17 protein-coding genes are annotated in these 26,404 nt (G+C 56.6%); 13 read left to right on the top strand and 4 right to left on the bottom strand.

Annotated features, from left to right (window positions below):
• Positions 1-7 precede the first annotated feature (7 nt).
• From B2A78_RS20880 to B2A78_RS20855, 6 genes are read left to right on the top strand one after another with little or no spacing between them, the layout of a single operon-like run.
• Complete coding sequence (locus tag B2A78_RS20880; RefSeq protein ID WP_077731988.1) at positions 8-2,794, top strand: conjugative transfer ATPase; 2,787 nt, start codon at positions 8-10, stop codon at positions 2,792-2,794.
• Positions 2,791-3,225 carry a TIGR03757 family integrating conjugative element protein gene (locus B2A78_RS20875; protein ID WP_077731987.1) on the top strand — a complete coding sequence of 145 codons (435 nt, stop codon included), beginning with the start codon at positions 2,791-2,793 and terminating at the stop codon, positions 3,223-3,225. The genes B2A78_RS20880 and B2A78_RS20875 overlap by 4 nt, the downstream gene beginning before the upstream one ends.
• Positions 3,222-4,268 (top strand): TIGR03756 family integrating conjugative element protein, encoded by a 1,047-nt coding sequence (locus tag B2A78_RS20870; protein ID WP_077731986.1) that lies wholly within the window; start codon positions 3,222-3,224, stop codon positions 4,266-4,268. The genes B2A78_RS20875 and B2A78_RS20870 overlap by 4 nt, the downstream gene beginning before the upstream one ends.
• Positions 4,265-5,659: an integrating conjugative element protein gene (locus B2A78_RS20865; protein ID WP_168175499.1), complete on the top strand. Its 1,395-nt coding sequence runs from the start codon at positions 4,265-4,267 to the stop codon at positions 5,657-5,659. Before B2A78_RS20870 ends, B2A78_RS20865 begins: the two co-directional genes overlap by 4 nt.
• Positions 5,659-6,030 (top strand): hypothetical protein, encoded by a 372-nt coding sequence (locus tag B2A78_RS20860; protein ID WP_077731984.1) that lies wholly within the window; start codon positions 5,659-5,661, stop codon positions 6,028-6,030. Before B2A78_RS20865 ends, B2A78_RS20860 begins: the two co-directional genes overlap by 1 nt.
• A 4-nt stretch (positions 6,031-6,034) precedes the next feature.
• Positions 6,035-7,585, top strand: a complete 1,551-nt coding sequence (locus tag B2A78_RS20855; protein ID WP_077731983.1) for a conjugal transfer protein TraG N-terminal domain-containing protein — start codon at positions 6,035-6,037, stop codon at positions 7,583-7,585.
• A gap of 4 nt (positions 7,586-7,589) precedes the next feature.
• On the opposite strand, the gene B2A78_RS20850 is transcribed toward B2A78_RS20855, so the two are convergent.
• The 3 genes from B2A78_RS20850 to B2A78_RS26200 form a co-directional block, all read right to left on the bottom strand.
• Positions 7,590-8,183: a hypothetical protein gene (locus B2A78_RS20850; protein WP_077731982.1), complete on the bottom strand. Its 594-nt coding sequence runs from the start codon at positions 8,181-8,183 to the stop codon at positions 7,590-7,592.
• A 386-nt stretch (positions 8,184-8,569) separates the two neighbouring features.
• Positions 8,570-10,315, bottom strand: a complete 1,746-nt coding sequence (gene mobH / locus B2A78_RS20845; protein ID WP_168175498.1) for a MobH family relaxase — start codon at positions 10,313-10,315, stop codon at positions 8,570-8,572.
• Between the two features lie 333 nt (positions 10,316-10,648).
• Positions 10,649-10,822 (bottom strand): hypothetical protein, encoded by a 174-nt coding sequence (locus B2A78_RS26200; protein WP_168175497.1) that lies wholly within the window; start codon positions 10,820-10,822, stop codon positions 10,649-10,651.
• A 201-nt stretch (positions 10,823-11,023) separates the two neighbouring features.
• Here B2A78_RS26200 and vsr point away from each other — a divergent pair, with 201 nt between their 5' ends.
• Positions 11,024-11,476: a DNA mismatch endonuclease Vsr gene (gene vsr, locus B2A78_RS20835; protein WP_077731979.1), complete on the top strand. Its 453-nt coding sequence runs from the start codon at positions 11,024-11,026 to the stop codon at positions 11,474-11,476.
• Here vsr and B2A78_RS20830 read toward each other — a convergent pair.
• On the bottom strand, positions 11,448-13,085 hold the full coding sequence (locus B2A78_RS20830; RefSeq protein ID WP_205780858.1) for a DNA cytosine methyltransferase: 1,638 nt from the start codon (positions 13,083-13,085) through the stop codon (positions 11,448-11,450). The two genes, vsr and B2A78_RS20830, sit on opposite strands and share 29 nt — an antisense overlap.
• A 1,071-nt stretch (positions 13,086-14,156) precedes the next feature.
• Here B2A78_RS20830 and B2A78_RS20825 point away from each other — a divergent pair.
• From B2A78_RS20825 to B2A78_RS20800, 6 genes are read left to right on the top strand one after another with little or no spacing between them, the layout of a single operon-like run.
• Positions 14,157-16,244, top strand: coding sequence for an AIPR family protein (locus B2A78_RS20825; RefSeq protein WP_168175496.1), 2,088 nt, complete (start codon positions 14,157-14,159; stop codon positions 16,242-16,244).
• 34 nt (positions 16,245-16,278) lie between these two features.
• Positions 16,279-17,238 carry a hypothetical protein gene (locus B2A78_RS20820; protein WP_077731976.1) on the top strand — a complete coding sequence of 320 codons (960 nt, stop codon included), beginning with the start codon at positions 16,279-16,281 and terminating at the stop codon, positions 17,236-17,238.
• A 5-nt stretch (positions 17,239-17,243) separates the two neighbouring features.
• A complete protein-coding gene (locus B2A78_RS20815) occupies positions 17,244-18,815 on the top strand; it encodes a hypothetical protein (RefSeq protein WP_143735255.1) in 1,572 nt (523 codons plus the stop codon).
• A complete protein-coding gene (locus B2A78_RS20810) occupies positions 18,803-20,563 on the top strand; it encodes an ATP-binding domain-containing protein (RefSeq protein ID WP_168175495.1) in 1,761 nt (586 codons plus the stop codon). The genes B2A78_RS20815 and B2A78_RS20810 overlap by 13 nt, the downstream gene beginning before the upstream one ends.
• Position 20,564: 1 nt before the next feature.
• Positions 20,565-24,239, top strand: coding sequence for a helicase-related protein (locus B2A78_RS20805; protein WP_077731973.1), 3,675 nt, complete (start codon positions 20,565-20,567; stop codon positions 24,237-24,239).
• Positions 24,240-24,243: 4 nt separating this feature from the next.
• The gene (locus B2A78_RS20800) at positions 24,244-26,391 is read left to right on the top strand and encodes a DUF1998 domain-containing protein (protein WP_077731972.1); all 2,148 of its coding nucleotides are present in this window, start codon (positions 24,244-24,246) and stop codon (positions 26,389-26,391) included.
• Positions 26,392-26,404: the final 13 nt, after the last annotated feature.

Here is a 26,404-nt window from a genome sequence, read left to right as displayed (position 1 = left end):
CGAGCCGATGACTCTGTTTTCCTTCGGTTGGCTGAAAAGCACATCGGAAATTCGGGGAGCACCCAAGGAAACCGTCCGCTACGGCCGCCGCGCCACGGACGGCCCTCCGACCGTGGCACGCATTCGGAAGATGTACGAGCGCCCGACCTCGTTCACCAATCTGCTGCCCTGGCTGGAATACGATCCTGAAACCCAGGCCTTCCTGTTGGACGACGGCTGCAGCCTCGGCGCCCTATTCGAACTGCGGGCGGCCGGCACCGAAGCGAGGCCACAGGCCTGGCTGCAGGATTTCCGCGACAAGCTGCAAACGGTGTTGACCGGGGCGATTCCAGAGAGTCAGGAACCCTGGATTCTGCAGGTGTACGTGCAGGACGAGGCACGGCTCGATCGATTGGTGGACGAGATCGAGCGTTATGCCCGCAACGATGCCAGGAAGATGGCGTTTTCGAAGACCTGGTTCGGCATTCTGCGGGAGCACCTACGGGACATCTCCCGCCCCGGCGGCTTGTTCCTGGACGAATTGGTCACCGGCGGTCCCTGGCAGGGCCGGCAACGCCGGGTCCGGGCCGTGCTGTACCGGCGGCGTCCGCCAGGGCCGCTGCCGTTTAGCGATCCGACTGCGGAACAGGAACTGAACGATGTCGCAGGACGGCTGGTGACCGCCCTGGAATCGGCAGGCATCTCGGCACGACGCTGCGGCGGGGCGGATCTCTATTATTGGCTGTTCCGCTGGCTCAATCCGCATCCGCCCACCACGGACGGCGATACCGAGGCGCTGCTGAAACTGGCGCCTTATCCGGGCGATGCCATCGAGGAGCGCCCGTACGGCTACGATTTCGCCGAGCAACTGATGCTGGGTCTGCCGAGTTCGGACCCCGAGCGGGGGCTGTGGTGGTTCGACGGACTGCCGCATCGGGCCATCACCGTACAGGGCCTGACGCAGATTCCCGGCATCGGCCAGATCGGTCTGGAACGGCGGATCGGCGATCACGTGTTCTCGGTATTCGACCGCATGCCGGAGCACACGGTCATGGCGATGACCATCACGATCCAGGCCCAGGACGAAATCCGGAATCACCTGGTGCGCATCGAACGCGCCGCCTTCGGCGATTACGCCGAAGCCAAACTGGCCGGCGAGGACGCGAAACAGGCCCAGATTTGGGTAGCCAAGGGCAACAAGATCTTTCCGGTTCAGACCGTCTTCTACGTCCGGGGCGATGACGAGGCCGATCTGCAGGCCAAGGTCAACCGCGTCAATTCGTTATTGATGGCCAACAACATTCGGCCCATCCACGAACGGCAGGATCTGTGCGCGCTGGACAGCTATATCCGGAACCTTCCCATGGCCTACGATCCCAAGTTCGACCGTCGGGAAATCCGGCGGTCGCGGTTCATGTTCTCGCGGCATATCGCCCACCTGCTGCCGCTGTACGGACGCTCCACCGGGACCGGCCATCCCGGCATGCTGTTCTTCAACCGGGGCGGCGAGCCGCTCACTTTCGACCCTCTCAACCTGCACGATCGCAAGAAAAACGCCCATGCCCTCATCGTCGGACCGACCGGGGCGGGCAAATCGGCCATGCTGTGCTATCTGATCCTGCACGTCCTGGCCGTGCACCGGCCGCGCATCTTTCTGGTCGAGGTGGGGAATTCCTTCGGACTCTTGGGGCAGTATCTCCAGGCCCAGGGCTTCAGCGTGAAGCAGGTGATGATCTCACCTTCCGCCGACGTGAGCCTGCCGCCTTTCGCCGATGCCTTGAAGCTGCTCGATCCGAAGCGGAAACGGCGGCTCGATCTCGCGCTCGTTGCCGAGCGGGATTCGAATGACGATGAAGAAACCGAGTTGGAGGACGACGACCGCGACATTTTGGGGGAGATGGAAATCTCCGCCCGGATCATGATCACCGGCGGCGATATCCGCGAGGACAATCGCCTGACCCGCGCCGATCGCCTGTTGATCCGGGAGGCGATGCTGGAGGCCTCGAAGAACGTCTCGGCGAGCGGCCGCGATCAGGTGCTGCCGGAGGACGTCGTGAAAGCCCTGCGGGGACGCCGGGATCTCGCCGAACGCCGCGCCGAGCGCGCCCAGGACATGGCGGACGCGCTGGCCCTGTTCTGCTCGCCCGGCAGCATCGAGGCGCATCTCTTCAACCGGCCCGGCCGGCCCTGGCCGGAGGTGGACGTGACCCTGGTCGATCTCGGCATCCTGGCCCGCGAGGATTACCAGGACAAGCTCACCGTCGCCTACGTCGGCCTGATGAACCACATCAACGCCCTGGTCGAACGCACCCAGCACGATCACCGGCCGACCCTCGTCATCACCGACGAAGGCCATATCATCACCACCAATCCCCTCCTCGCCCCATACGTCATCAAGATCACCAAGATGTGGCGCAAGCTCGGCGCCTGGTTCTGGATCGCCACGCAGAATCTCGAGGACTTCCCGGATGCGAGCCGGAGGATGCTGACCATGCTGGAATGGTGGCTGTGCCTGGTGATGCCCAAGGACGAGATCAACCAGATCGCCCGCTTCCGCGATCTCAGCGAAGAACAGAAGGCCCTGCTGCTGGCGGCCCGCAAATCGCCCGGCCAGTATGTCGAGGGGGTGGTGCTCACCGACCAGCTGGCGGCACTGTTCCGCAACGTCCCGCCGCCGATAGCGCTGGCCCTGGCCATGACCGAAAAGGACGAGAAGGCCCAGCGCGCCGAGTTGATGAAGCAGCATGGCTGTTCGGAGCTGGAAGCGGCTCTGATGATCGCAGAACGGATCGCCGCAAAAAGAGGTACGACATGAACGTTCTTCTCGCGCTGTCTCTGTTCCTGCTCGCAACGAGTCTCCGGGCGGATGGACCGGAAACGATGGAGGTCTTCACCGACAGCCGTTTTCCCGTTACCGGGCTCGAGGACATTCGGCAACGAAGCGGAGCGCGCGTGACGATCCACGACCTCGGCGCCCCGGCCGGATTGGAGGAAACCCTGAGCGGCGGTCTTCCGAACACCGAAGCGGAAGCACTGCAGGTCGTCCGGCAACGGTTTTCCGCTTCGTTCGGCGAGCTTCGACAGCGGTTCCTGCAAGCCTATCAAGGCCATACCCAGGCCATGACTTACGGCATCGATCGATACCCGGCGGTGGTCTTCGACGGGAGGGCCGTCCTCTACGGGGTCACCGACCTCGTCGACGCGCTGGCCCGTTACCACCGCTGGAAGGAGGTGCAAACGCCATGACGCTATCGCGGGTGGCCGCCTGCCTGGTGGCCGTCCATGCATCCGCGCTTCCGGCCGAGACCATCGACACGGCGACCATCACCGCGAGTGCCCTGAGCCCCTCGTGCATCGGCTATCGTCCCGTGGGGGTCTGTTTGTGGCTGGTCTGCACGCCCTTCGGCTGCAAGGTCCGCACCTCGGTCAAGGTCGGCCATTACAACCCGGATCTGGTGGTCAGCAGCTACAACGGCCTCGCCGGCAATCCCTGGCTGGAAATGCGGAGCCTCCTGGCCGGTGTCGAAACCGGCGGCGGGGCGGCGGTCCTATCCGCCTTGGGCGGCCCCCTGCCCGACCTGTTCGGCGGCGGCATCGCCACCGACGGCGTGCCCGGTCGGCCCGACCGGGAGCAGCCGAACCATACCGATCTGATTTTCAAGGAGGTGGACGCCATCGGGTTTCCGCTCGCGTCGCTCGCCGGCACTTTGGGCAGCGGCTATGTGTGCCCTTCCCAGGCCAACTCGTTCCAGCCCTATTTTCTCTCCGCCCTGGATGCCATCGCCTGGCGCTGGAGCATCCCGGAGGTGATCTATCCGCAGTCCTGGATTCCGGGGATGCGCGAGATCGGACAGTTTCCGCTGAACACCTGGGGCGCGGTCTATCCCCGCTCGGGTTTCACCACCCAGGCCGAGGATCCCAAGGCGGCGGCGGTGACCGCGCAACGCGCCGGCGATGTGGTCACCCGAACGCTGCAACCGCACGTCTACATTCCGCTCGGTTCCGGCCAAGAGGAGCGGAAGATCAAGGACCGGATGATGGTCTGGACGCCGGGTGCCCTGAAGGAAGGCGATCCCGGAACCGGACAATGGCAGATACTCCTGCCGAAGCAGTCGAAAAGCTGCGAGACCTTCGGCCGGAACGACACGCTCGCCGGCATCGCCGGCTGGGCCGGCGGCAAGGGGGCGGAGAGCGGCGATTACGCCTGGACGTTATGGCGTCCCTACAAATGCTGTCAGGTCAAGGGCGCCTTCATCGGCGCCATCGATTTTCGCGAGTTTCCGCCATGATGCTATTCGATACCCGAAGCCTCTCTTCACCAAACCTCGCCACGACCATTCGGGGACTCGCGGCGCTGTCGCTCCTCCTGGTCTCGTCATCGTCCGCCGAGATCGTTGCCCCGGCACGAAGCAGCGACTGGTACTACAAGATCGGCGGAGCCGAAGCCATTTCCGCCGCCGCCAACCGCAACGTCACCACGGTGACGCTGGGCGGCGCCCTGGACCTGGGGCTGGGTTACAACTGCGGCAACTTCAACCCGGTATTAGGCGTCACCAACATCCTCAACAACGTCAAATCCGGCGCCGAGCAGATGATGCAGCAGATGGTGACCGCCGCCACCGGCGCGATTGCCGCCTTGCCCGCGCTGATCCTGCAACGGGCCAATCCGGGACTGTACGATCTCTTTCACAATGCCCTCTTGCGCGCGCAGGCCACTATCTCCCTGGCCACCAAGAGCTGCGAGCAGATGCAGCAGGAGATCGCCCAGGGGAAGAACCCCTTCGACCGCTGGATCACCCTGGCGAAGGGCTACGACTGGAAACTTCAAATGGGTACCGGCGGGGTCAATTCCTCGCCGGTGGACGTGGCTTCGGCCAAGGACTCCGTGGAAAACAACTCCGGTTCGAACGGCGTCCCCTGGCTCGGCGGCACCCGCGCCGGGGGTCAGAATCAGCCGCCGATCCGGGTGATTACCGACACCGTGCGCGCCGGCTATAACATCGAACTGGGACGTAGCGTCACCGATCCAAGCGCGGCGCCTGCCGATGGAGCGGTACCGGCCCTCGCGAAAATGTGGAAGACTCCGAGCGAAGCCACCGCGTTTGCCGTCTACGTATTGGGCGACGCCGACATCAGGACCCAGAAGAACAGCCCGCGCAATGCGACACCGGGACATGGCCTCCTGCCCAAGATCGAGCAGGACAAGGCCACTCTGCTGAACGCGCTGACGAATCTGGTGAACGGCGGTCTCGATCCGACGCCGGCCAATCTGGAAAAGGTCTCGTCGCCCGGTACCCTGATGACCCGCGAGGTCATCGAAGCCATCCGAAAACTCCCGACCGCTCAGGAGCAGGCCGTGGCCATGGGCAAACTGGCCGGGGAAGCGGCGACCGCACTCAACCTGGAGCGTGCCCTGATGCTGCGGCGTTTGCTGCTGACCGGCCGCATGGAACCGAACATCTTCGCCTCCGAAGCCGGGGACGACATCGAGCAAGCCATCGTCACCCTGACGCGCGACATCGACAACGTGCTCTATGAAGCGCGAGTGCGTCGGGAGGTCTTCGCCCAGACTTCGGGCGTACTTCTGGATCTGAGCCGAGCGGTCGACGGCGAAGGCCGTGTATCGGCGCCGGCGCGTACCCATGACGTGAAACCGGTTCAGAACGGCGCGGTGCATTGATGGCGGCCACGAATCTTAATCGGGTGTTCCGGATCATCATGGGCGTGTTCGTCTTTGCGTCCGTGGCCATCTCGGGGTTTCTCTACCACCGCCTGGATACCCATGGGCTGGCGGCGATGGATGCTCGGCTTGCCGAGGTCAGACCGTGGTTTACCGGTCTTCGGTTGACCTTGCTCGCCGCGGTCATCGGTGGCTGGAACTGGTGGGTACGCCGGTTGGCCGACTATGGCGGCCTTACGGAAACTCAACGTCAGCGGGCGTTATCGCTGCGGTGGCGCATCGCCGGCTGGCTGGTCTGTCTCGATCTGCTGCTCGCCGAAGGCCTGTGGCGCCGCATCGGCGAACAGCTGAGGGCCATTCTGGAGGACTGAGGCAATGGATGTGGGCTCGGCCATCGAGATTTACACCAGTGTCCTGGGCTGGATGCTCTACGACCGGATATGGGAGACGCTGACCGATACCGGGCTGGTGTATCTGCCTTTCATTGGGCTGGTGGTGAAGAACTTCGCCAAGCCCTATGTCGCCCAAGGTGCCAACGGCGCGGCCGAAACCTCGATCCGGATGATGGAGATGGACCTTATCGCCATGTTCACCGTGGCCGCGCTGGCCGGCGCGCCGATGATCACGCTAAAAATCGGCGACCTGGGACACACCACGCCCTGCGGCGGTCCGTCCGTCACCGGTGCCAACACCCGGACGACCTACGACCAGGCCTTCGCCGCCATCGGCGGCCAGACCGCGGTCGTGCCGGTCTGGTGGTATGGCGTCCTGGCCATCGCCAGCGGGATCAACGAGGCGGTGATCGCCAGCGTTCCCTGTACGGCGGACATCCGCACCCTGGATTACCGGCTCGACAACACCCGCATCCAGGATCCGGAACTCCGAAGGCAGGTTCAGCTATTCGCGAACGACTGCTGGCTGCCGGCGCGGTCGAAATTCCTGGCCCGGCATGACGCGCTGCCCGCGGGCTATCCGCCGGACGACATCGACTGGATGGGCTCGCGGTACTTTCAGGACACGAATGGATACTATGGCAACGGCAACCTGAATCTGGCGCTCAGGGCGAGCGAGGAGATTCCGGGGTTTTCGTATGATGCGGCGCGGGATACCGAATACCAGGCAGGCTTCATCCCGATCAACGGCCGACCGGAATGCAAAACGTGGTGGCAGGACGGCGTGAATGGTCTCCGAAGGCGCCTGTTAGCGACGATCGATCCGGACGTGCTGACCCAGAGCGTTGCCGATGCTCGCGCCACCAACCCGACGGAAACAGCTACTTCCGTCGAAGATGCCCTGATCCGCAAGCTGTTCGAGCAGGAACGGGGACAGCTTGCCGCTCCGGCAAATCGAAGCGACGGCTCGACCCCTTCGATCTGGAGCCAATTCACCAACGAACTGACGGGCACCGTATCCGGCGCCGGCCTCACCTTCGAGTATCTGACCTGGCAACCGAAACTCTACGCGCTCCGCCAGGCCGCACCCATCGGCCAATCATTCATCCTGATGGCCATCTACCTGCTGCTGCCGTTCGTGCTGGTCTTCTCCAGCTTCTCGCTCGGCACGATGCTGTTTCTATCGATCGTACTGTTCGCCCTGAAGTTCTGCACCGCGATCTGGTCGCTGGCGACCTGGCTCGACACCAACATGATTCGGGCGCTGGGACTGGAGTGGTGGAAATATCAGTACGACGTGGAACTCGGCACGGCGACCCTGGTGGCCAACCTGGCCGCCGGACTGACGTTCGTGGTAATCCCGCTGGTGTGGTTTATGCTGCTGGGGTGGGCGGGGTATCAGCTCGGTAACGGACTCAATGCTGCTGTAAAAAACACTATTGATCCTGCTGCAAGCGGAGCAGACAGAGGGGCAAGAATGGCCAGCAACATATCAACGCGGGGCTTTAGCTCGCTAATCTCACGCGGAAAATAAGCCTTTAATCTTCATACCAACCGAATGGATCAAGTCCATCATCTAATTTCCCTTTTCTGTAGTTGTAAACACCGAACATCGATTGTTCTTTCTCTATATTCATGTTCGGCGATTTTCTGAGAAGCATGGCAAATAAGCCAATCGCGGCAAACAGTACGTAGCTCAAGCCATAGCCGAGCCAGCCCAATCGCCTGATGACAGGCGAATGAAATGCATGCTGGGCGGCTGCCATCGCTCTTTTCGGACCGCAAATCCAAATTGCACGCACGAACGCCACAACAGCCAGCACCGCCGATACCAGGAGTAGATAGATACCAATCGTGCCGACCCCATTGGTTCGCGGGAAACCGATATGGTATTGCGCCATGAAATCGCGGGCTCCGGTCGACCCGACCGACTCGGCGAGCCCTTGGTAAAGGATGTGTAGATCCCACCAGTCCTTGACGACCAACGTAGCGCCGATCAGGGCAAGTGACCAGCCGATATAGGTCAGAATGCGCCAGACAATGGATTCAGTCCGGCCACGGCTCAATCGCCAAGCGGCGAAATACAGTCCTGCAACAACAATGATTCCAACCACTGTGGCCATCTCGTTCATCCCAGCCTCCTTCTATGCCGGATCGGTAAACTTCGGTTATGGGACCTCGAATCCGGGCCAGTTCGGCAAATGTAAGCTCGGCGTTTCTGACTCAGTTATCCTCACGTCCACTCGCCCAGACTTCGCGCAACCATTTGACATAAAAAAGTGAGGAAGGCAAGAGCCTCGGATTTGCATCCGTTTATCCACAGTTCGGGTGGAAAAGTCCGTGGATAAGATTGTGAACGAAACGTTACAGCCAGTGGCTTTCCTGAGATGCGTGCTTATTGTCGAAAATGTGACACTTTCCCGGCCGGTGGATTAAGGCGGAAAAACTCGGCGAGGATGTCCGGCGAACTGATCAGCGCAAATCGACCGCACATCATTCAATCCACACAGTAGATTCGTTAAGACGCTCGCCGTAAATGCGGGTTCGGCTGGGGATTGGTGGTCCTGAAGATTCGTCCCACGTCCCGTACCAGAATCCCGTTGATCATCGTCGAACGGTTCTGTCCGGTCACAATATAGCGATGGACGTTCATGCCGTTCGCGGTTCGTTCGTGCAAGCCCAGCTTCAGGAAACGTTTCTGCACTTTGTCCCAGGGAGTATCAGATACGTCGGGCTCCTTTATGTAATCCTGAAATAAACCGGGACTGACCAGTAACACGCCTTCCGGTACGACATGAATCCGGGTGCCCGAATTGTTGTAATCCAGCTTTTTGCTGGCAATTCCCGCAGCCAGCCAAGATAGGAAGGCTTCACCAAGATCATCAGGAGAAGCGGAAGATAAAGGTGACTTTACCTCGGAGTTCTGATGATCGGCTGAATGGCCGGGTGTGTTGAGGCTGGCATTCATCTGGGTAGTCACGTATTCCAGAATCTCGGGGGCCGGGGTGGATCGAGGCTCGCCGGAAACCCCGCCTTCCAGCGTTTTATCCACCTGCACCGGCACCTGGCATTGAGGCGGAGAAACCGGCGTAACGGTCCCCTGGAATTCGTCGGGCCAGCGATCCCGACTCGGCCAAAGCCGGGAAACCGGAATTCGAATCAGCGTCAACTCATGCGCCCAACCATCGCCATTGACCATCGCACGCCAAACCGCGCGATCGTTGCACGTCAGCAGAACGCCGTGTTCCTGCAACACATCGAAGATACGGTCGTTCTGAGTCGGAATGCCGGCGTGTCCGGATTGCACGAGATGCAAACGTATGGCATCGACGGCGCGCTTGCTGACCATCCAGAGATCGTCACCGACTCGCCATCCGGCTGCGCCGTTTCGGTTGAGCGGCAGCTCCTTTTCCTCGATCAGAAACCGCAAGGCGGTGAGCAGCTTTTCATGCAACGGAACGACGGAGCTGGACGTTACTCGCTGCCCCGGCTCCGCCCCCAGATTCCGCGCCACCGATTCACCATCGGCCTTATTGACGATCTCGCCCATTACGCCGGCCTCCGCCAGGTCTCCGCCGATGCAGGAAAGCCAGGCCGAAAATGCCCCCCGGTCGCCGGCGAGCCAAGCCAAGCCCTCAGCCGGGATGATTCGGTTCACCAGTAGCAGCGACGCTTTTTCATGCAATCGGTACTGCCGCTTCGGCACGAATGCAGTGCGATACCACCGAGCATGGGGATCGTCCGTCAGACTGCCGATCCAGGGGTCCCACTGCCCGAAGTCTTTGCCGCGTTCGTCGAACACCGTAACGACCTGGTCGACGGCCGGTTTCGCCAGGTCGTGCAGCAAGGCCGCCGTGAAAACGGCATAGGTCCACAAATCGCGCTTGTGGTTTATATCCTCCGGCACAGCGTCGGGCGGCAACAGATAGGCTTGCCGCAGCTTCAACGCAATCGCAGCGACCTCCAATCCATGATCGAGCATGCCGCCGGCATAGGCATGGTGGTGAGCTTCCGAGGCGGGAAGCTGCTGTACGAATTCGGCAAATCGGTTGATGGCAGCGACGTAGTAGGCCTGGAAATGATGCCGAGTTACGCCCGCCAACTCCTCGATAAGGTTGACATGCTGCCGGCGACTGAGCAGCAACTCTCGGGGAGACAAGACCGGCAAAGCACCAGCCGGCTGGCGATCAGTTGGTTCAGGCGACAGCTCAGCCGGAGCAGTTGGCGACCGGTGCGTGAACCATCCAAAGATCGGAAGCTTCATGGTGAAAACTCCAAGATCCGCCTTGCCGTTCGCGGGCATTTCGAAGCTATATTCAAATTTAAGGAGGACAAGATTTCAGCTGCATCCAATGCAATGACAATCCCTGATCTTCATTGTCTTTGACGCCTTCCGTGAAACTTGCTATCTGCCGGCAGCTTACTCAGTGACTGATTGAAACCGTCACACGATCGCTGCATCCGGAAACGACTAAAATTCCCTGAAAGAAACATCAACAACTCATTCTTCAAGGAAAATGGAGTCAACAATGCGGGACGGCGCCGTAATAGTACTTTTGACGATTTGGTGGAGTTGGCCGCGATGCTGCCCTGGTGGTTAGCGTTGCTTTTGGCGGTCATTCTTGGATCGCTCCAGGAAGGCCGCCACCTCCGCTTCGATCGCCGCCGCCAACATTCGCCGGGCGCCTTCCCGTAACAACTCCGTCAAGGCATCCGCCACCGGCGTCGGTGCCCCTGGATTCTTCAGCGGAATGATCTTATCTTCACTCATGGCGTATTCGCTCCTCTTGTAGGAATTGATGACCTCGAAGACCATCAAGAATACGCCGCCGACCTCACACCCCATCCACAACTTTCGAGCATAATTCCTTGATAGATCCGAGGGTCTAAGCCTGATGATAAGGAAAGAAATTTTCAGCCGCTTAATGCGCTCCTACTAAGACAGGACAATTATTCGGTAAACACCTAGTCGATGGATATTGTCTCACCACAAGCTCGAAGCCGGATGATGTCAGGCATCAAGGGCAAGAATACCCGACCAGAGAGGCTTATCCGATCTTTGTTGCACCTCAACGGCTTCAGGTTTCGCTTGCATAGACGCGATCTGCCCGGTAGTCCTGACGTTGTGTTGCCAAAGTATAAAGCTGTAATCTTCGTCCACGGATGCTTTTGGCATCAGCATCCGGGCTGTAAATTATCGAAAATGCCAGCATCAAATGAACAGTTCTGGCGAGAAAAGCTGAGTGGCAATCTTGAGCGCGATCGGCAGAACATTGGATGTTTGCTCAACAATGGTTGGAGGGTTCTCATCATCTGGGAATGTGTTACCAAGTCGAAAGAACATGTCTTGCAACTTGGTGACGAACTGAAAGCGTGGATTCTGGGCAACGAATCGTTCAGGGAATTGCCAGGCACTCCTCTCTGATACTTCTCGATCGATGGAGCACAGGGGCTGCTGTAATGTCCTTTTTCGCTGGGGCGGCGAGAAATCCAGCGACGACATCGGCTATCTGTTTCGCAAGATACGGTGGTACCGCATTGCCAACCTGAGTGTACTGATGTTTCTTTGGGCCTTCGAAGAAATAATTGTCTGGAAAAGTTTGCAATCGAGCAGCTTCGCGTATAGTCAAGCTGCGGCACTGGCATGGGTCAGGGTGAATGTAGTAATGCCCATCCTTTGCAATATGGGACACTACGGTCGTGGCCGGTATTCCCCGACACTGGACTCGGAACCGATCGTCAAAGGGAACCTCTTCCGCGTTGACGTTTTTGTGTTCCGGCCATAGATCTAAAGGGAATTGAGCAAGTGTAGGGGATTTTTTGTGGATTTCTGCATAGCAGGCCGCAAACAGGTAACGATGCAAGTCACTTGGCATGTGGCTTCGGGCTTCGTGCTGACATACCCCGCCCAATCGCGAATCCCTAATCAGATGACTTAGCTCCGCAGGCATATGTCGGTCCGACCATGCCGAGTTTTCAATAAATCCAGCACCGCTGGATTCGATGAATTGGGCCTGTTGAATGGCCTCGACCATAAGCTCCTCAATCTCGGATCGACGCGGGTCTTGCCATCGTTCTAAAGTGCTGGGTGCGTCCTTGAGAGTCTGAAGCCAGTTCTCGAATGAATCGGTCTTGCGAGATCTGATCGACAAACGGCTTCGGATCTCGGGCATGCCGGATAAGGCAGCTTCGATAGGAACAACAGCAGTACGCCTAACCAGAGGGTGATGTTGTCTTGCAGCATAATCCTGACGCACCCCGAAGAGAACGACCCGATGCCTCCTTTGGGGGATTCCGTACCATTCAGCTTCGATAACAAAGTCGCTTGGTTTGCTGTTACCATTTTCCCGTACGAAAGACCGGATTTCGTATTCGAGATCCTTTTCTGGATGGGACAGGTCATCAAGAATCCTGTCGAATATCGGCGAGCCCCCGTGCTTTGATGAGAGAATCCCTTTGACGTTTTCCATAACGAAAACGGCTGGTTTGAACTCCTTTATGATTCTGAGGTACTCCTGATACAGAAAATGGCGCTTGTCGTTTTCGAATGCATGAGGATCTCCCCTGCGCATGCGAGCACGCCCAACCACGGAATATGCTTGGCAGGGCGGACCACCGATCAGCACCCATGGATCTTGGTTGCCAATCGCTTCCCGAATCCAATCGTTGACAATCTTAGGAGAGATTTCTCCCAACGTGGCACAGCGAGCCTCATACCCGGACCGCAGCCATTCCTCCTTGACCAATTTATTGGTGGTCAGATCCTCTTTTCCTATACTTCCCCTGATGTAATCGTAATAACAGTCTGGAACCGATCCGCTCGGAAAGGCCCTGAAAAAGGAACGCAGTTTGAGTGTTTCAAAGGCGTGTGGATCCTTTTCGATCGAAACTCGAACATCGAATAACGGCTCTCCACCCGCGTCAGTTAAGGACGAAAAACCTTCGCTCAATCCTCCGGGACCGGCAAACAGGTCAACAACGGGTATGCGATTTACTGGCATCGTTAAGTTTTTCTTATTTCGTTTTTGTTGCAAGAATCTCGAGCCAACGGAGGACTAAAAATGCGAGAGCTCGGTGATTTTGGTTAATCATCCCTTAATGATGATGGGCGATGCAGGGGTTTAACCCCCGTCCCTTGCTGTGTGAAACTCCGCCTATTTTTATAGAATTTTACCCCGGCTTTCCGTTGGCAGAACGTCGTGCCTAACCGAGTTACGCAAATTCTCGCTGCCCCCAAGCGGAGAGCCCACTGAGGCAGTATAAATTGTGAGCACAAGATGGGTGGCCATCAAATTCCGGTAAGGTTGAGATTGCGACTTTCAATTTGACCCGGGAGACATCGATGAAAGAACGAGAAGGCAGCATGCATATCTGGAGTGGTTAGGTCACACGGCGGGTCTACTTCCTGTGCAACCGCTTGGCCTGTTTGTCCAAAGTAAGCCAATCGCTGGTCGGCACCTTGGTGCACGAGGTGTTCGTCCGGCCCACCATGGAGAGGACTCGACTGGCATGGACAGCTCGCGGATCAACTGCGTCCTCTTTTCCCGAAAGCTGCGGACCTGATGGATCAGGTGGAAGCCGATGTGCTGCCCCCTCTGGAGTTCCCGGGCGCTCACATGATCAAGATTCACTCCACGAATATCCTGAAGCGACTTAAAACAGGAAGTGCGGCGGCGGGTCAACGTGATTGGCATCTTCGCGAATGAGGCCGGAATCGGCAGCCTGATCAGGGCGGTGCTCACGGAATAGTTGAACCGCTGCTCCGGTTCAACTATTTTCGATTGGAGCAGAATTGAAGAGTGGCAGTTGCAACACCGCTATTTGCCCAAGCACATGATGAAAACCTGTCGAGCAACGCCGATTTGGCGCCACTGCTCGTGTAAACCAGCGTACAACCGAGCCGGAGTTCGCCCTCGGAATTTACACGACCTTGACGCACTCAACCGCTAAATTCTTGCCTTCGATGTTCCACAGTTGGAACACAAAGGCCGGTTGAGAAGGGATATGAGTTGCCATCATGTGGCGAGAATACTCATCTAGAATAATTATGTAACATACATGTACATGAATTTGGTGGGGACTAGTTAACAAATATGGGGGAGAGAATGGACCTGGACGATTTCAGCGAAGATCTGCTGAGCGCGATACAGGTTCGTTTGCCTGACGAGCCGACGGAGGCAGATCGATGCTTCGCCTTCGTCTGTGAGGTTGGCGAACGCCTGACTCAGGCAGAGGAATTCCATGATTTCATTCCCAGCCATTTTTTTGGTACTGGATCTAAGAACCGCAAATTAAGAGTCGACGGCTATGAGTTTGATGAATCGGATGATTCCGTCCGACTTGTTGTTGCGGATTTTTCTGGCGGTATTCAGCGGGAAGTAATTACTCGTACTCGGGCAGAATCCCTGTTCGGTCAGTTACAGGCTTTTGTTGAGGATTCCTTATCCGGTCGAATCTGGAGCAACACTCCTTCCGGCATGGAAGATGGCCTGGAACTCGCAGGCATGCTTTCCGACAAGCACCCGGCGCTGACGCGTTACAGATTCTACCTGTTTACTGATGCACACCTGAGTGGCCGATTGAAAGATCTCACTCAAGGCGAAATCGATGGTCTACCTGTTGAATATCATATCTGGGACATCGGCAGGCTCCACACTGTATCCTTGTCCACTTTTGGGACTGAGGAGCTTGAGATCGATTTTACGGAGTTCGTACCAGGGGGGCTTCCCTGTCTTCCGGCAAGCAAGGGAGAAGACTATCAAGGTTATCTTGCAGTGATCCCAGGTAATGCGCTGGCCGAACTTTATGACAACTACGGTAGCAAATTGCTGGAGGGCAATGTCAGGTCCTTTCTTAGTGCTACCGGCAAGATCAACAAGGGAATTCAGGGCACTATCCTGAAGGAGCCAGAACGGTTCTTTGTTTATAACAACGGAATATCTGCAACAGCTACTTCTGCAGAGATAGTAGAAACTGCGCAAGGGCACAGACTGGTTTCGGCTAGGTACTTTCAGATCGTGAACGGTGGTCAGACAACAGCTTCGTTGTATGTGGCACGACGGAAAGGGAATGCCGATCTGAGCGAGATTCACGTTCAGATGAAACTGTCAGTGGTGACTGCTAGGGACACCGAGAAGCTGGACGACATGATCCAGAGCATCGCGATGTTCTCCAACAAGCAAAACAAGGTCAGTGACGCCGATTTCTTTTCCAATCATCCTTATCATCGAGCTATGGAGCGCCTCTCTCGTCGTATTCCTGCGCCTGCGGCTGAAGGGGCGCAGTATCACACATATTGGTTTTATGAGCGGGCGCGTGGCCAGTATCAGAATGCTCACTCGAGTCTGACCCAAGCTCGGAAAAAGGAGTTTCAGAGAACAAACCCTCGCTCACAACTAATCGTCAAGACTGACCTAGCAAAATTCGAGAACTCGTGGCGACAACTTCCCCATGTTGTCAGCACAGGAGCCCAGAAGAACTTTACTGCTTTTGCCGAGCATATCGGCAAGGCATGGGGTGAAGACGGTCATGTCTTCGACAATGACGTCTACTTCAAGGAGGTGGTCGCGCGTGCCATCCTATTCAGAGCAGTCGAGAAACTTGTCAGTGCAGCTGGCTGGTATGAAGGCGGATACAGGGCAAATATCGTCACCTATTCGATTGCCAAGCTGGCAAGCATGATCGAATTGCAGAAGCCGGGGTACGCGCTTGACTTCAAAACCATATGGGCACAGCAGGGACTAACCGATGCACTGAAGGGTCAGCTTGAGGAAATTGCAAAGGCAGTTGTTGATGCCATTACCAGCCCTCCCATCGCCCAAATGAATATTACGGAATGGTGCAAGAAGAAAGAATGCTGGCAAAAGGTGCTCGATTTACCAGTGAGATTGTGCGAGGCACTATCCAGGGAACTCATATCGCCCGATGAGGCAAGAAATATCAGCAGGGAAAAAGCCTGTCAGGGGAAGCTTGATTCGGGCATATATGCCGTATCGGCGGTAATTGAGCGCGGCACCGGTTATTGGACAAATTTGGCCAGTTGGGCGCGACATAATTCGCCACTTTACGGAAAGGAAGCCGATCTGGTCCGAAATGCCTCTAGGACAGGCTGGATCCCGACTCCATTACAGGCAGCCTGCCTGATGAAGGTAAGCGAGCGGCTGGAAAGTGAGGGCTTCGCTCCTGCTGGATAACACATAAAGAACAAGCATCAAGCGCTAGGGAGCGATGGATTTTCCTGAATCCATGGGCATTCGCCATCAGATTTTCTTGCTCGATGACGGAAGAAGGTTACCGATTCCGGCTTGGGCCAAAGCGGAGATATGGCTGGGTTGGTGGTGCAGGAAGTGGCAACTTGACAATGCACGTCTGCTCACAGTCGCAGTGCTGCCAGCGCGTGATCTTGCTGCCGCATTCGCAGCGCTGGGGTGCCTTCTCGCCGGATCGCAGCAATTCACCTGTGGTTTAACTTGGGAGGATCTGAGGAACCTGCCGGCAGGAAGCGCGATATTCTGGGGTATCCCCAACGAAAGAGCACGATACGAGGGCGTAATTCTGGAAAACCAGAGTGATGATCTTGTGCCAGTAAGAATCAGGAAAGGGCGACGGAGGGATGTGAATGCTGTCTGGTACTTCTCAAAGCAGAGATTCGCTCAATACCTGTTCAGCCAAGAATGTCTTCCTACCCAGCGAGGCATGTTCGCAATTGGTTCGGCACAGAGCTTCCAGCAAGGTCTTGGCCTGAAAACAGACCCACGGTGGTTATGGACAGCAGGTGCGGAAGCATGCGTGGTAACCAGCCAAGCCAGATTCGCTACCGCAATTGATAATCTAGGCTTGACCGCGGGCGACTCGCCCTTTTCAGACTTCCACGATGTCCTTTGTATGTCCAGCTCCAAAGACAGGAGTTTGGCAAAGCTGCGCATCACCTCGCCGCACAAGCCAATAGATCTGGCAGCGCCCGTGAGCATTCTCGATGGAAAGAATGCATTTGATCAGATCAGAGAGATCAACACCGGCAACATTCTGATATTGCTGGATCGAGGCGAGTATTCTCCGGAGATCCATAACCTGTTGCTGGAAGCGCAAAATGCTGCACGGCACCCTTCATGCGAGATGCTAAAGGATCTACCGGCTCGCTTCCCACCAAGCGTCGAGCTTGCAGCCTTTGTCCTTCCTGACGAATGACTTACATGGGGTATAGTCTTCTCCAGCAGACTGTTCACCGGTTCAGAAATGCCACTGCTCTGAACATCCGGAAAATTCATCTTCCCTGTCACCCGGTTTCTGGGGTACTGGATGCGTGCCGAGACCTTTTTGGCCAGTTTGACCGGCGCAATCCAAGTCAGGTAGAGCTCGTGCGAAAACTATGGCGATTGCGTACTCATATCCTGTTTACTCTTCTGCCATTTGACAGTACCGAACTTGCACTTGCTGAACAGCTTGATGCATTCAGGCAGGCTGCTTTATGCATCCCGAGTCTTATCGACGGTGCGACAAGCCTTGAAAGGAGCATTCACCGGCTACTGTCCCGGCCGGAGAATCCGAAGAGTCACTGGATAACTGACCGTTTAAGAGGGATCGGCATTTTAGACAACAAAAAAATTGGGCTTCTCGTCGTGATGGCTGGCGGAGGAAGAGTGGGAGTAGCTGCGACGGAAGTAGGGGCTTTTGAAATGCCCTCCGGTATCACAGTCATCGAATCCCGCAAGCAACTTCTGGAAAACGTATTCGACATGCTCATTATTCCGGGCACGTGTCACTACCTTTCAAACCGCATCCACACAGAGATTTTCCATATGGGCCGCATCCGGGAAATCGAAGTGCTGCTATACCCAGGAGAACGATTTTCGCTTAGAGACCGCCTCACCCCACCGGACAGTTCCATCTTCAGGGGCCGACTGACCAAAAGCCGTATCCTTGTTTCCAGCAATGACATCTCCGCTCTTGAAAGCGCCGATGATCAGGATACCGATAGGGAAATGAGCGAGGCTCTCTGGGATATGTCACACGATGGTCAACGATCACCCACCCCGAATCAGGTCAAATCGCGTTACGTACTGCTCATGGATGGACAGGGACTGTTTGTCCCGACAGAAAACCAGTTGCTTGTCTGGCGTGATGACGCGACCGAAGATGAAAAGTATCTGGCAAGTATCGCAGTTGATGAAGTCTGCGAAGGTGACTGTGTGGTCATGCAGCCGAATGACACAGGAAAGTTGCTCGACCTGGTTTCGGCAAGGGCTGGATTCGACCAGAAGCTGGAAGAGTCATGCGACTGGCGACCGGCGCTTGAGAGATTCCTGCTGACAAGTAGCCCCGAGCAGCTCGCCGCGATCATGCAGGCAGATGGTGCTTGTGGCTTGTCACTGGCTCAGAGTATCCGCAACTGGGCCAATGGATCGGTCTATGGTCCTGGAAGCCGAAATGAATTGCGGGTGCTGCTTTCAGTACTGGTCCGACAGGGCATGCTCGCGGCCCCCCTGGATTTCGATGAGTTTGTCGAGAATCACTGGAGGACGCTCCAGGAGGTTCGGGGCATTCGCCATCGTGCCGGTGCAAGCCTGCGTCAGGAACTGACCAGACAGATAGCGGATGCTCTGAAACGGCATTCATCTCTTTCTGAAGGCCAAATCCTCGGCCTGGATAACCGCATCAGCGTTCGGATCAGCCAGGTGGCGGCTGTAGATGACCGGTGTTCATGGGTTCCGTCTTCTTGCGTCATGCAGCTGAGACCCATGCGAGGTGGGCGATGGCAAGGATGATCCCACCGGACATCCCATCCGATGCACCGGCTGGTGAAGCAATCCTCTTCAACAAGCTCAGAGATGATCCCGGAACCGAGGGTTGGGTCGTCCTGCATTCTCTCGAGTTGCGGCGACACCGGACCAAGGCCGAAGGAGAGATTGACATGGTCATTCTCGCGCCGGGGCTGGGGGCTCTCTGTCTGGAGGTGAAGGGCTGTGACGTCTCCCGGAAAGATGGCCTGTGGGTCTATCCCTACGGAACATCCGTCGAAGGTCCCTTCCGGCAAGCATCGCGCGCCATGCACTCTATGCGCGATTATATCCAGAAACGAGATCCGTCTCTGACGGGCCTGCTCTATTGGTCCGCTGTTGCCTTCACGCGCATTCGTTTCAATGAAGAATCGCCCGAATGGCATCCTTGGCAGGTGATTGACCTTCGAACCTTGGGACGCAAGCCAATCTCGGAGATCATTTCTGGTGTCATTGAAAAGGCTCACCGCCATATCGGCTCCGGACCAGGTGGACGCGGCTGGTATGACCGACAGCGAAGTCGCCCGACAGTCGAGCAGGTTCGCCGGCTGACTGGCTTGCTGCGTGGCAATTTCGAGTGCGTCGTTCAGCCCCGCAGTGACATACAACGTATCGAAGAATCTCTTTTGCGGCTGACTGAGGAACAATATGACGCACTGGATGCTGTGCAGGAAAACCCCCGAATGATCATCAAGGGATTGGCAGGTACGGGCAAGACACTGCTCGCCATCGAGGCGGCAAGACGTGCCGTGACTGAAGGGAAGAACGTTCTTCTTCTCTGTTACAACAGACTGCTCGGTGAATGGCTGAAGTCGTTGTCCCAAGACATGGTGCAAGGCAAGAAAGGACATCTGCGTTGTGTCCATCTGCATGGTTTGCTGCGCGAGCTGGCGGGTGATTACGCCTGCATTCGCAACGACCAGAATTTCTGGAGGTACGAACTTCCCATTCATGTGATTGATTGTCTGCTTTCGGATGGCCAAGGCTGGCACCAGTTTGATCTGCTATTGGTGGATGAGGCACAGGACATCCTGGCTGATGAATATCTCGATGTGCTGGATCTGTTGGTGAAGGGGGGATTGGCCGGTGGGCAATGGGTGCTCTTTGGCGATTTCGAACGCCAGGCCATCTATTTAAATGGGGGAAAAGACGCCTCGGCGGAGGCACTTGCGGCGCTCAGGCAGCGTGCACCTAATCACGCCAGCTTTGGCTTGCGCGTCAATTGTCGAAATGCTGGCCCGATAGTGGAGACCCTGACGCTTGCCTGCAATGTCTCCCCCGGTTACAGTCGGTTCCTGCATGAAATGGAGGGAAGCAGTGTCGATCCTCTGTTCTGGAGTAATGCGGAAGACCAGTGTCTGAAGCTGGATCAGTCAGTGGCCGAACTGCGCACGATCTTTCATGTGAATGAAATCGTAGTTCTGTCCCTGAATGCCGATGACCGCAGCTGTGCGCACAAGAACTCGGCAAACCAGCCCGGCAGGTACATCCCCCTGCGCGAATCTGATGTTCCTGTTACTCGTGTCCGGTATGCCAGTGTGCACGCCTTTAAGGGGCTGGAGGCACCTGCGATCATCGTGACGGATATTGTTCGACTGGATGAGCAATCCCGTTCCCTGCTTTATGTGGCGATGTCCAGAGCCAGAATCAGGCTCACCCTGCTGATGCAGGAAGCCTGCCGCAAAGAATACGTCCGGATGCTCGAAGCCGGCCTGACCCTGAGCATAGGAAAGTGAAATGTCATTGACAGAAAATCTCGCCAATCGAACATGGCTGCTTGAGCGACTGCGCGCTGAAGTCGTCGGGCCTGATCCGGTAAAGGCCCCAGAAATTCGACTTGACCCAGCGAATCTGTGCAAACTCACGAAAGATGATTTCTATAAGAAGCGCAAGAGCCAGATCAACGGTGAAGAGATCCTCTGGCAGGATCCACCCAACAAGCGTTATGGCGCTGGCATCCTCTACCCGGCAGGTCTACCGCAAGCCGAGGTGGCTGAATCGAACGATGAGCAAGAGGGTCATGAAGAGAGCACCGGAGTACCGGAAATCGACGAAGTCCTGCTCAATGCAAACGAGGAGTTACTGGCACGCAATAACCGACAGGCGGATGAGTCCGAGGACTATGATGTCACGTTGGCTAATGCCTTTCGCCCGTCTGCTATCGGTCTGAGTTTCCTGGCCGACCTCGAGCGGGAAGTCACTGGCTTCATGGTCGAGTTGGTTTGTGTTGGTCGGCTGGGGGCTAACGAATTTTCACTGCAATCCGCAGCCACCTATCGGCATGCCACAGTGAAAGTGGGAGATCGAGGAGGAAATGAACTTGAACGCTCGATCTGGTTTCGGGTGCCGCTACTCGATGATAATGGCAAATTCCCGTATGTGGAGTTCAGCCGCGACGAGTTACTTGGTTATGGAACTGTGAATCGTCGGAAGTGGCTACCGGGCGTCGAGAACGTCGAGGTCGTGGTTGTTTCACGGCCTTGGACAGGAGACATGCAGAGCACCGCCAGGAGATTGGTGACAGTTTCTATAATCAATCGGAGGCAGGATGGCGGAAGTGGCATGGACGGTCAATGCGTCTTCCAGTCTGGTCTGCGTGTCAGAGGAGTCGCCAGTGACAACTGGATCATTCCGTATCCGGAGCATGGTGACGCAGCTATTGCAGACCTGCTTTCGGATGAGGCCGTCAATCGCCTGCTTTATCGAGAGTCCCAGACATATGCAATTGGCCACGGGTGCGCAGCTGACTGGCACGGCAATCCGCTCGAAGGAACCGGGGAGATCTGGAGCGACGTACTACCGGCACACGAAACACCACAGACAACGGCAGAACCTGAGGTCTTTAGGGAAAACGGCGTCATACGGCGCATCAAGGTCAGCATGCGCAAGCTGGCCGGACTCGATCCCAACGATGCCGGCCGAGAAGAACTGAATGAACTGGTCGATGCCTATGCAGGCTGGATCGATGAGCTGCAGCATGAGCGACCGAATGTGCCTCCAGTCCCCGACGCTCTGAAACGGACGGCTGGCGAACTGATCAGGCGCTGCAGAACCTGTCTGTCCAGAATTCAGGATGGCCTTCGCCTGCTGTCCGAGGAGACCGAGCAGGCAAGGCGTGCTCGTGATGCATTCAGGCTGGCGAACCATGCCATGCTCATTGCTCAGCTCAGGGCAGGCGTCAAGGTTCGACGACCGGCACCGACTGGAAATGGACAGTGGCAGTCACCGATAGAGAATCCTGACCCGGCTGACCCCAACCACGACCGAGGATTCTGGCGGCCTTTCCAGATAGCCTTTCTGCTCATGTCACTCCGAGGTATCTGCGATCCTGAACATGTAGACCGCGAAACCGTGGACCTCATCTGGTTTCCTACGGGCGGAGGCAAGACTGAAGCTTACCTTGGCCTAACGGCCTTCACAATCCTTTTCAACAGGCTATCAGGGCGCGAGCCGGGTGGAGTCGATGTTCTCATGCGTTATACCCTGCGCCTGCTCACAGCACAGCAGTTTCAGCGAGCAGCATTGCTGTTCTGTGCCATGGAATATCTTCGCCGCCGCGACCCAACCTTGGGTGAAAAACCTTTTCGACTTGGGCTGTGGGTCGGCACGGCAACGACGCCCAACACACGGCAAGACGCCATTCGCGCCCTGAGCAGGCTTGAGAAGGATTCAGCAGCAGAGAACCCTTTCGTACTGCTTAAGTGTCCATGGTGCGGTGCCGCCTTTGGACCATGGGAACGAAGTACTGCCAAAGGAATGCGTAGGCAAAGGGGCGACAATACAATCACAGTGAACGGATATGAGCGAGATGGTGTCGGCACATCGAAAACTGTTGTCTATCGCTGTCCGGACCGTGCCTGTGAATTTGGCAAGAAAGCTTCTCCCATCGGGAGACCTGCCCCGCCACTTCCAGTCATGGTTATCGACGAGGACATGATAGAGGCCCCACCCAACTTGCTGATCGGTACCGTGGACAAGTTCGCCATGCTGGCGTGGAAGCCGGAATTGCGAAGGTTTTTTGGCATCGAACAAGACGGGCAGCACCACAAGGAACCACCTGTTCTCGTAATCCAGGACGAACTTCACCTCATTTCCGGACCATTGGGTACCATGGTCGGGGCCTATGAAACGGTGATCGACCGGCTATGCCGCGAGCATGGCATCGGCAGGATTGGTCCCAAGATCATCGCCTCGACGGCCACCATCAGTCGCGCTGGCGAACAGATCCGTCATCTTTATGCTCGCGACAGCGTGGTGCTGTTTCCTCCTTCTGGACTGGAAGCCGGAGATTCCTTCTTCGCGAGGGAAGACCGAAGCAAACCCGGTCGCCTTTACGCTGGGGTAATGGCACCGGGCCATGTGTCATTGCAGACTACGCAAGCGAGAGTTTTCGCTACGCTGATGCAGTATGCGGCCGTCATGGATGCCGATGATGCGGCTCGTGACCCATGGTGGACATTGCTCTGCTTCTTCAATTCGCTACGCGAATTGGGTGGCGCAGCCACGCTGTTTGTGGCCGATGTGCGAGAGTATCTGCGCGTCATCATTGATCGACACGGAATCGACTATGGAAAGATTCGCAGTCCATTTGCCACGGAACTGACCAGTCGTATCCGCAGTGATGACATCCCCAAGGAACTGGCAAGGCTGGAAATTCCCTACGGCACGGGCAAGCTGCGAAGCAAGGACGATGCAACCGGTGACCGACCGGTCGATGTCTGTCTCGCATCCAACATCATCGAGGTGGGCATCGATATCCCGAGATTGTCTCTGATGGCTATCGTCGGCCAGCCAAAGACAACCTCCCAGTACATCCAAGTCTCCAGCCGTGTTGGACGAGACAGGGACAAGCCGGGCTTGGTTGTGGTGCTCTATGGCCAAGGAAAGCCCAGAGATCGCAGCCACTACGAACGCTTCCGCAGCTATCACCAGCAACTTTACGCCCAAGTAGAACCGACCAGCGTTACCCCTTTCAGTCTGCCTGCTGTTGACCGTGCATTGCATGGGTTGGTTGTCGCAGCAGTTCGACAGCTTGGTGAACAGCAGCGAGAAGGTGAACATCCTGCGCCATTTCCACTGGCGGAGGGGGAGCAGCTGCGCAAAATCATCGAGGACATGATCAGGAACCGGGTGGCTTTTGTGACTCACGATACGGAAACACAGCCTGTAATGGAGCGCTTGGCTAGGCGGCTGACTGAGTGGCAATACTGGAATCCAGACGAGTACGGAAGTTTCGGCAGCATGCCCGAACATCCACCGCTGATGTATCCGGCAGGTTCGAATCCGCTACCCGAATGGAACAATCACAGTTGGCCGACCCTTTCTTCGCTGCGGGAGGTAGATTCAAGTTGCGAAGCCGATGTGACCGACTGGTTCAACAGCGCTGTCGAACAACAACAAGACACTGAGTAATGACATGAGCCGTCCTGTTCGCAAATCGCAGGCCATTGCACCATTCGGGCCGGGTGCAATGGTGGATTTTCCTGGCCCGGTTTCACTGATTCACGCCGGGCTGGACGCATGGCCCTTTGACGAGAACAACCCGGATCATCGGGAATTCATTATAGATGACGAAAAACGACTGGCCAGACGCCTAGGTGTCGACTTCTTCGTCCAGCCACCAGATTTCCGAAGACCGAACCGTCATGGCGGTCAGCAGCGTAATATCAATCTTAAGTTGCCTTTCCTGCGCTTTCCGCTCTGGCATGTTTGCCCAAGGTGCGGCCGCATGCATCTAGGGCGCTATCATGACAAGGATGCGCCGATATGCGAAGGACCGATTTCGACCGGTTCGGATGCCGGCAAGATGCACCCGAAGCGTAAGACATTTCAAGTGCGTTTTGTCGCTGCCTGTGCAAAAGGGCATATCCAGGATTTTCCATGGGTGGAATGGATATTTAATGGCAACAGCATGGATTGGAAACCTGACGGAATTGATAGATGGTTGCGCATGACCAGTTCTGGTAGCGCCTCGCTAGCGGGCGTCTCCGTTCAGGCCGAGGAGAAAGATAAGGACGGGAAAGTTCAGGTTGTACGCTTTGGAGCTAATCAACTCGCGAAACGATCGCTTGCAGGAGCATTTGTGCACAATGATCCGCAGGCGGGCGAAGAGTGGAGCAAGGCGTTAAGTGAGATAAACGTCAGCTGTTCAGGCATCAATCCGGTGCTGGCGGTTGGAACCGATCTTCGACCTGCTGCCGGTTGTGGGCATCCTCTCCATGTGGTGCTTAAGAGCGCCACCAATCTTTATTTCCCTTCGGTGGTCAGTTCGATCTATATCCCGGATATTGATGACAAGTCGTTGACTCAGGAAGTCTTGGACCTTCTCGATGATCGCGACGTCAAGAACCGTCTGCGAGAGAGCGCTCTGGACTCAGACAACGGTCTTGTGAGCCATCGAGCCGCTGTCAATGCCCTTGCGAAGTATTACCCCGAATCTATAGTGGAGCCTGCCACTCTGGCCAAGGCGGCCAATCGTCATCTTTTGCACGGTATCCTTCTGGATAATCGCACAACACGCGCGTTCTTGGACCAGTGCATCAAATCAGCATCAGATCGCCAGCTGTCACTGGATGCTGTCGCGGCTGCGGTGAAGAGTCTGAACTGGAATGCTGATCCCACATTCATTTTGGATGCGCTCAGGTCGCATTTTTCCGGAAATGGCGTGGAAGTAAGAGCCGCCAACCCTGATGACGAAGAAGTAGGCTATCGTCAGCAGGAATTCAGCGTGTTCTCCCGCGACCTTCAAGTGGGCTACCCCAAGACGGATCTGGATATTCGCGGCACCGATATTACGAAGTATGACACATTCGTTCAGAGTGCCTTCAGTCGAGTTGCGCTTCTGAACAAGCTTCGGGAAACGCGGGCCTTCGAAGGCTTTTCCCGTATTTACTCCACTGGCCTCACGCCTGATGAAAAGCGTGCTCTATTCATGGCAGGTCACAAGAAGTGGTTGCCGGCCATAGTAGTGCGTGGGGAGGGTATCTTCGTTCAGTTTTCCGAGTCCCGCTTACAGCAATGGCTGGAGCGACATGGAATGGAACTGGATGGTCGACTGTCCCTTATGCGGAAAAACATGGATACGCTGGCAGAAAGACGCCATCGGGAACAGCGGCTGATCACCCCCAGATTTGTGCTCTTGCATACCTTTGCCCACCTGCTGATCAATCAACTTGTGCAGGACTGTGGTTACGGTTCGGCATCGTTGCGCGAACGAATCTATTCTGCCGAAGGTGAAAATCCCATGGCGGGGATCCTGATCTACACGGCTGCTGGCGATTCGGAAGGCACCATGGGCGGCTTAGTGCGCATGGGCCAGCCAGATCGCTTGGGAAGCGTGATACAACGTGCCATGGAGAAGTCTCGCTGGTGCTCATCCGATCCAGTGTGCATTGAGAGCCGAGGACAAGGTTCAGACAGCTGCAACCTGGCGGCATGTCATTCTTGCGCGCTTCTGCCGGAGACATCGTGCGAGGAACAGAATCGTTTGCTTGATCGTGGTGTGGTTCTCGGTACCATTGAAAACCCGGCTATCGGCTTCTTTTCAGGATTTGGCCAATGGTGATTTTGTCATTGAT

Origin of the sequence: Methylocaldum sp. 14B (assembly GCF_002005105.1) — a bacterium.
Taxonomy (GTDB): Bacteria; Pseudomonadota; Gammaproteobacteria; order Methylococcales; family Methylococcaceae; genus Methylocaldum.
This window is presented reverse-complemented; position numbering and strand designations above follow the sequence as displayed.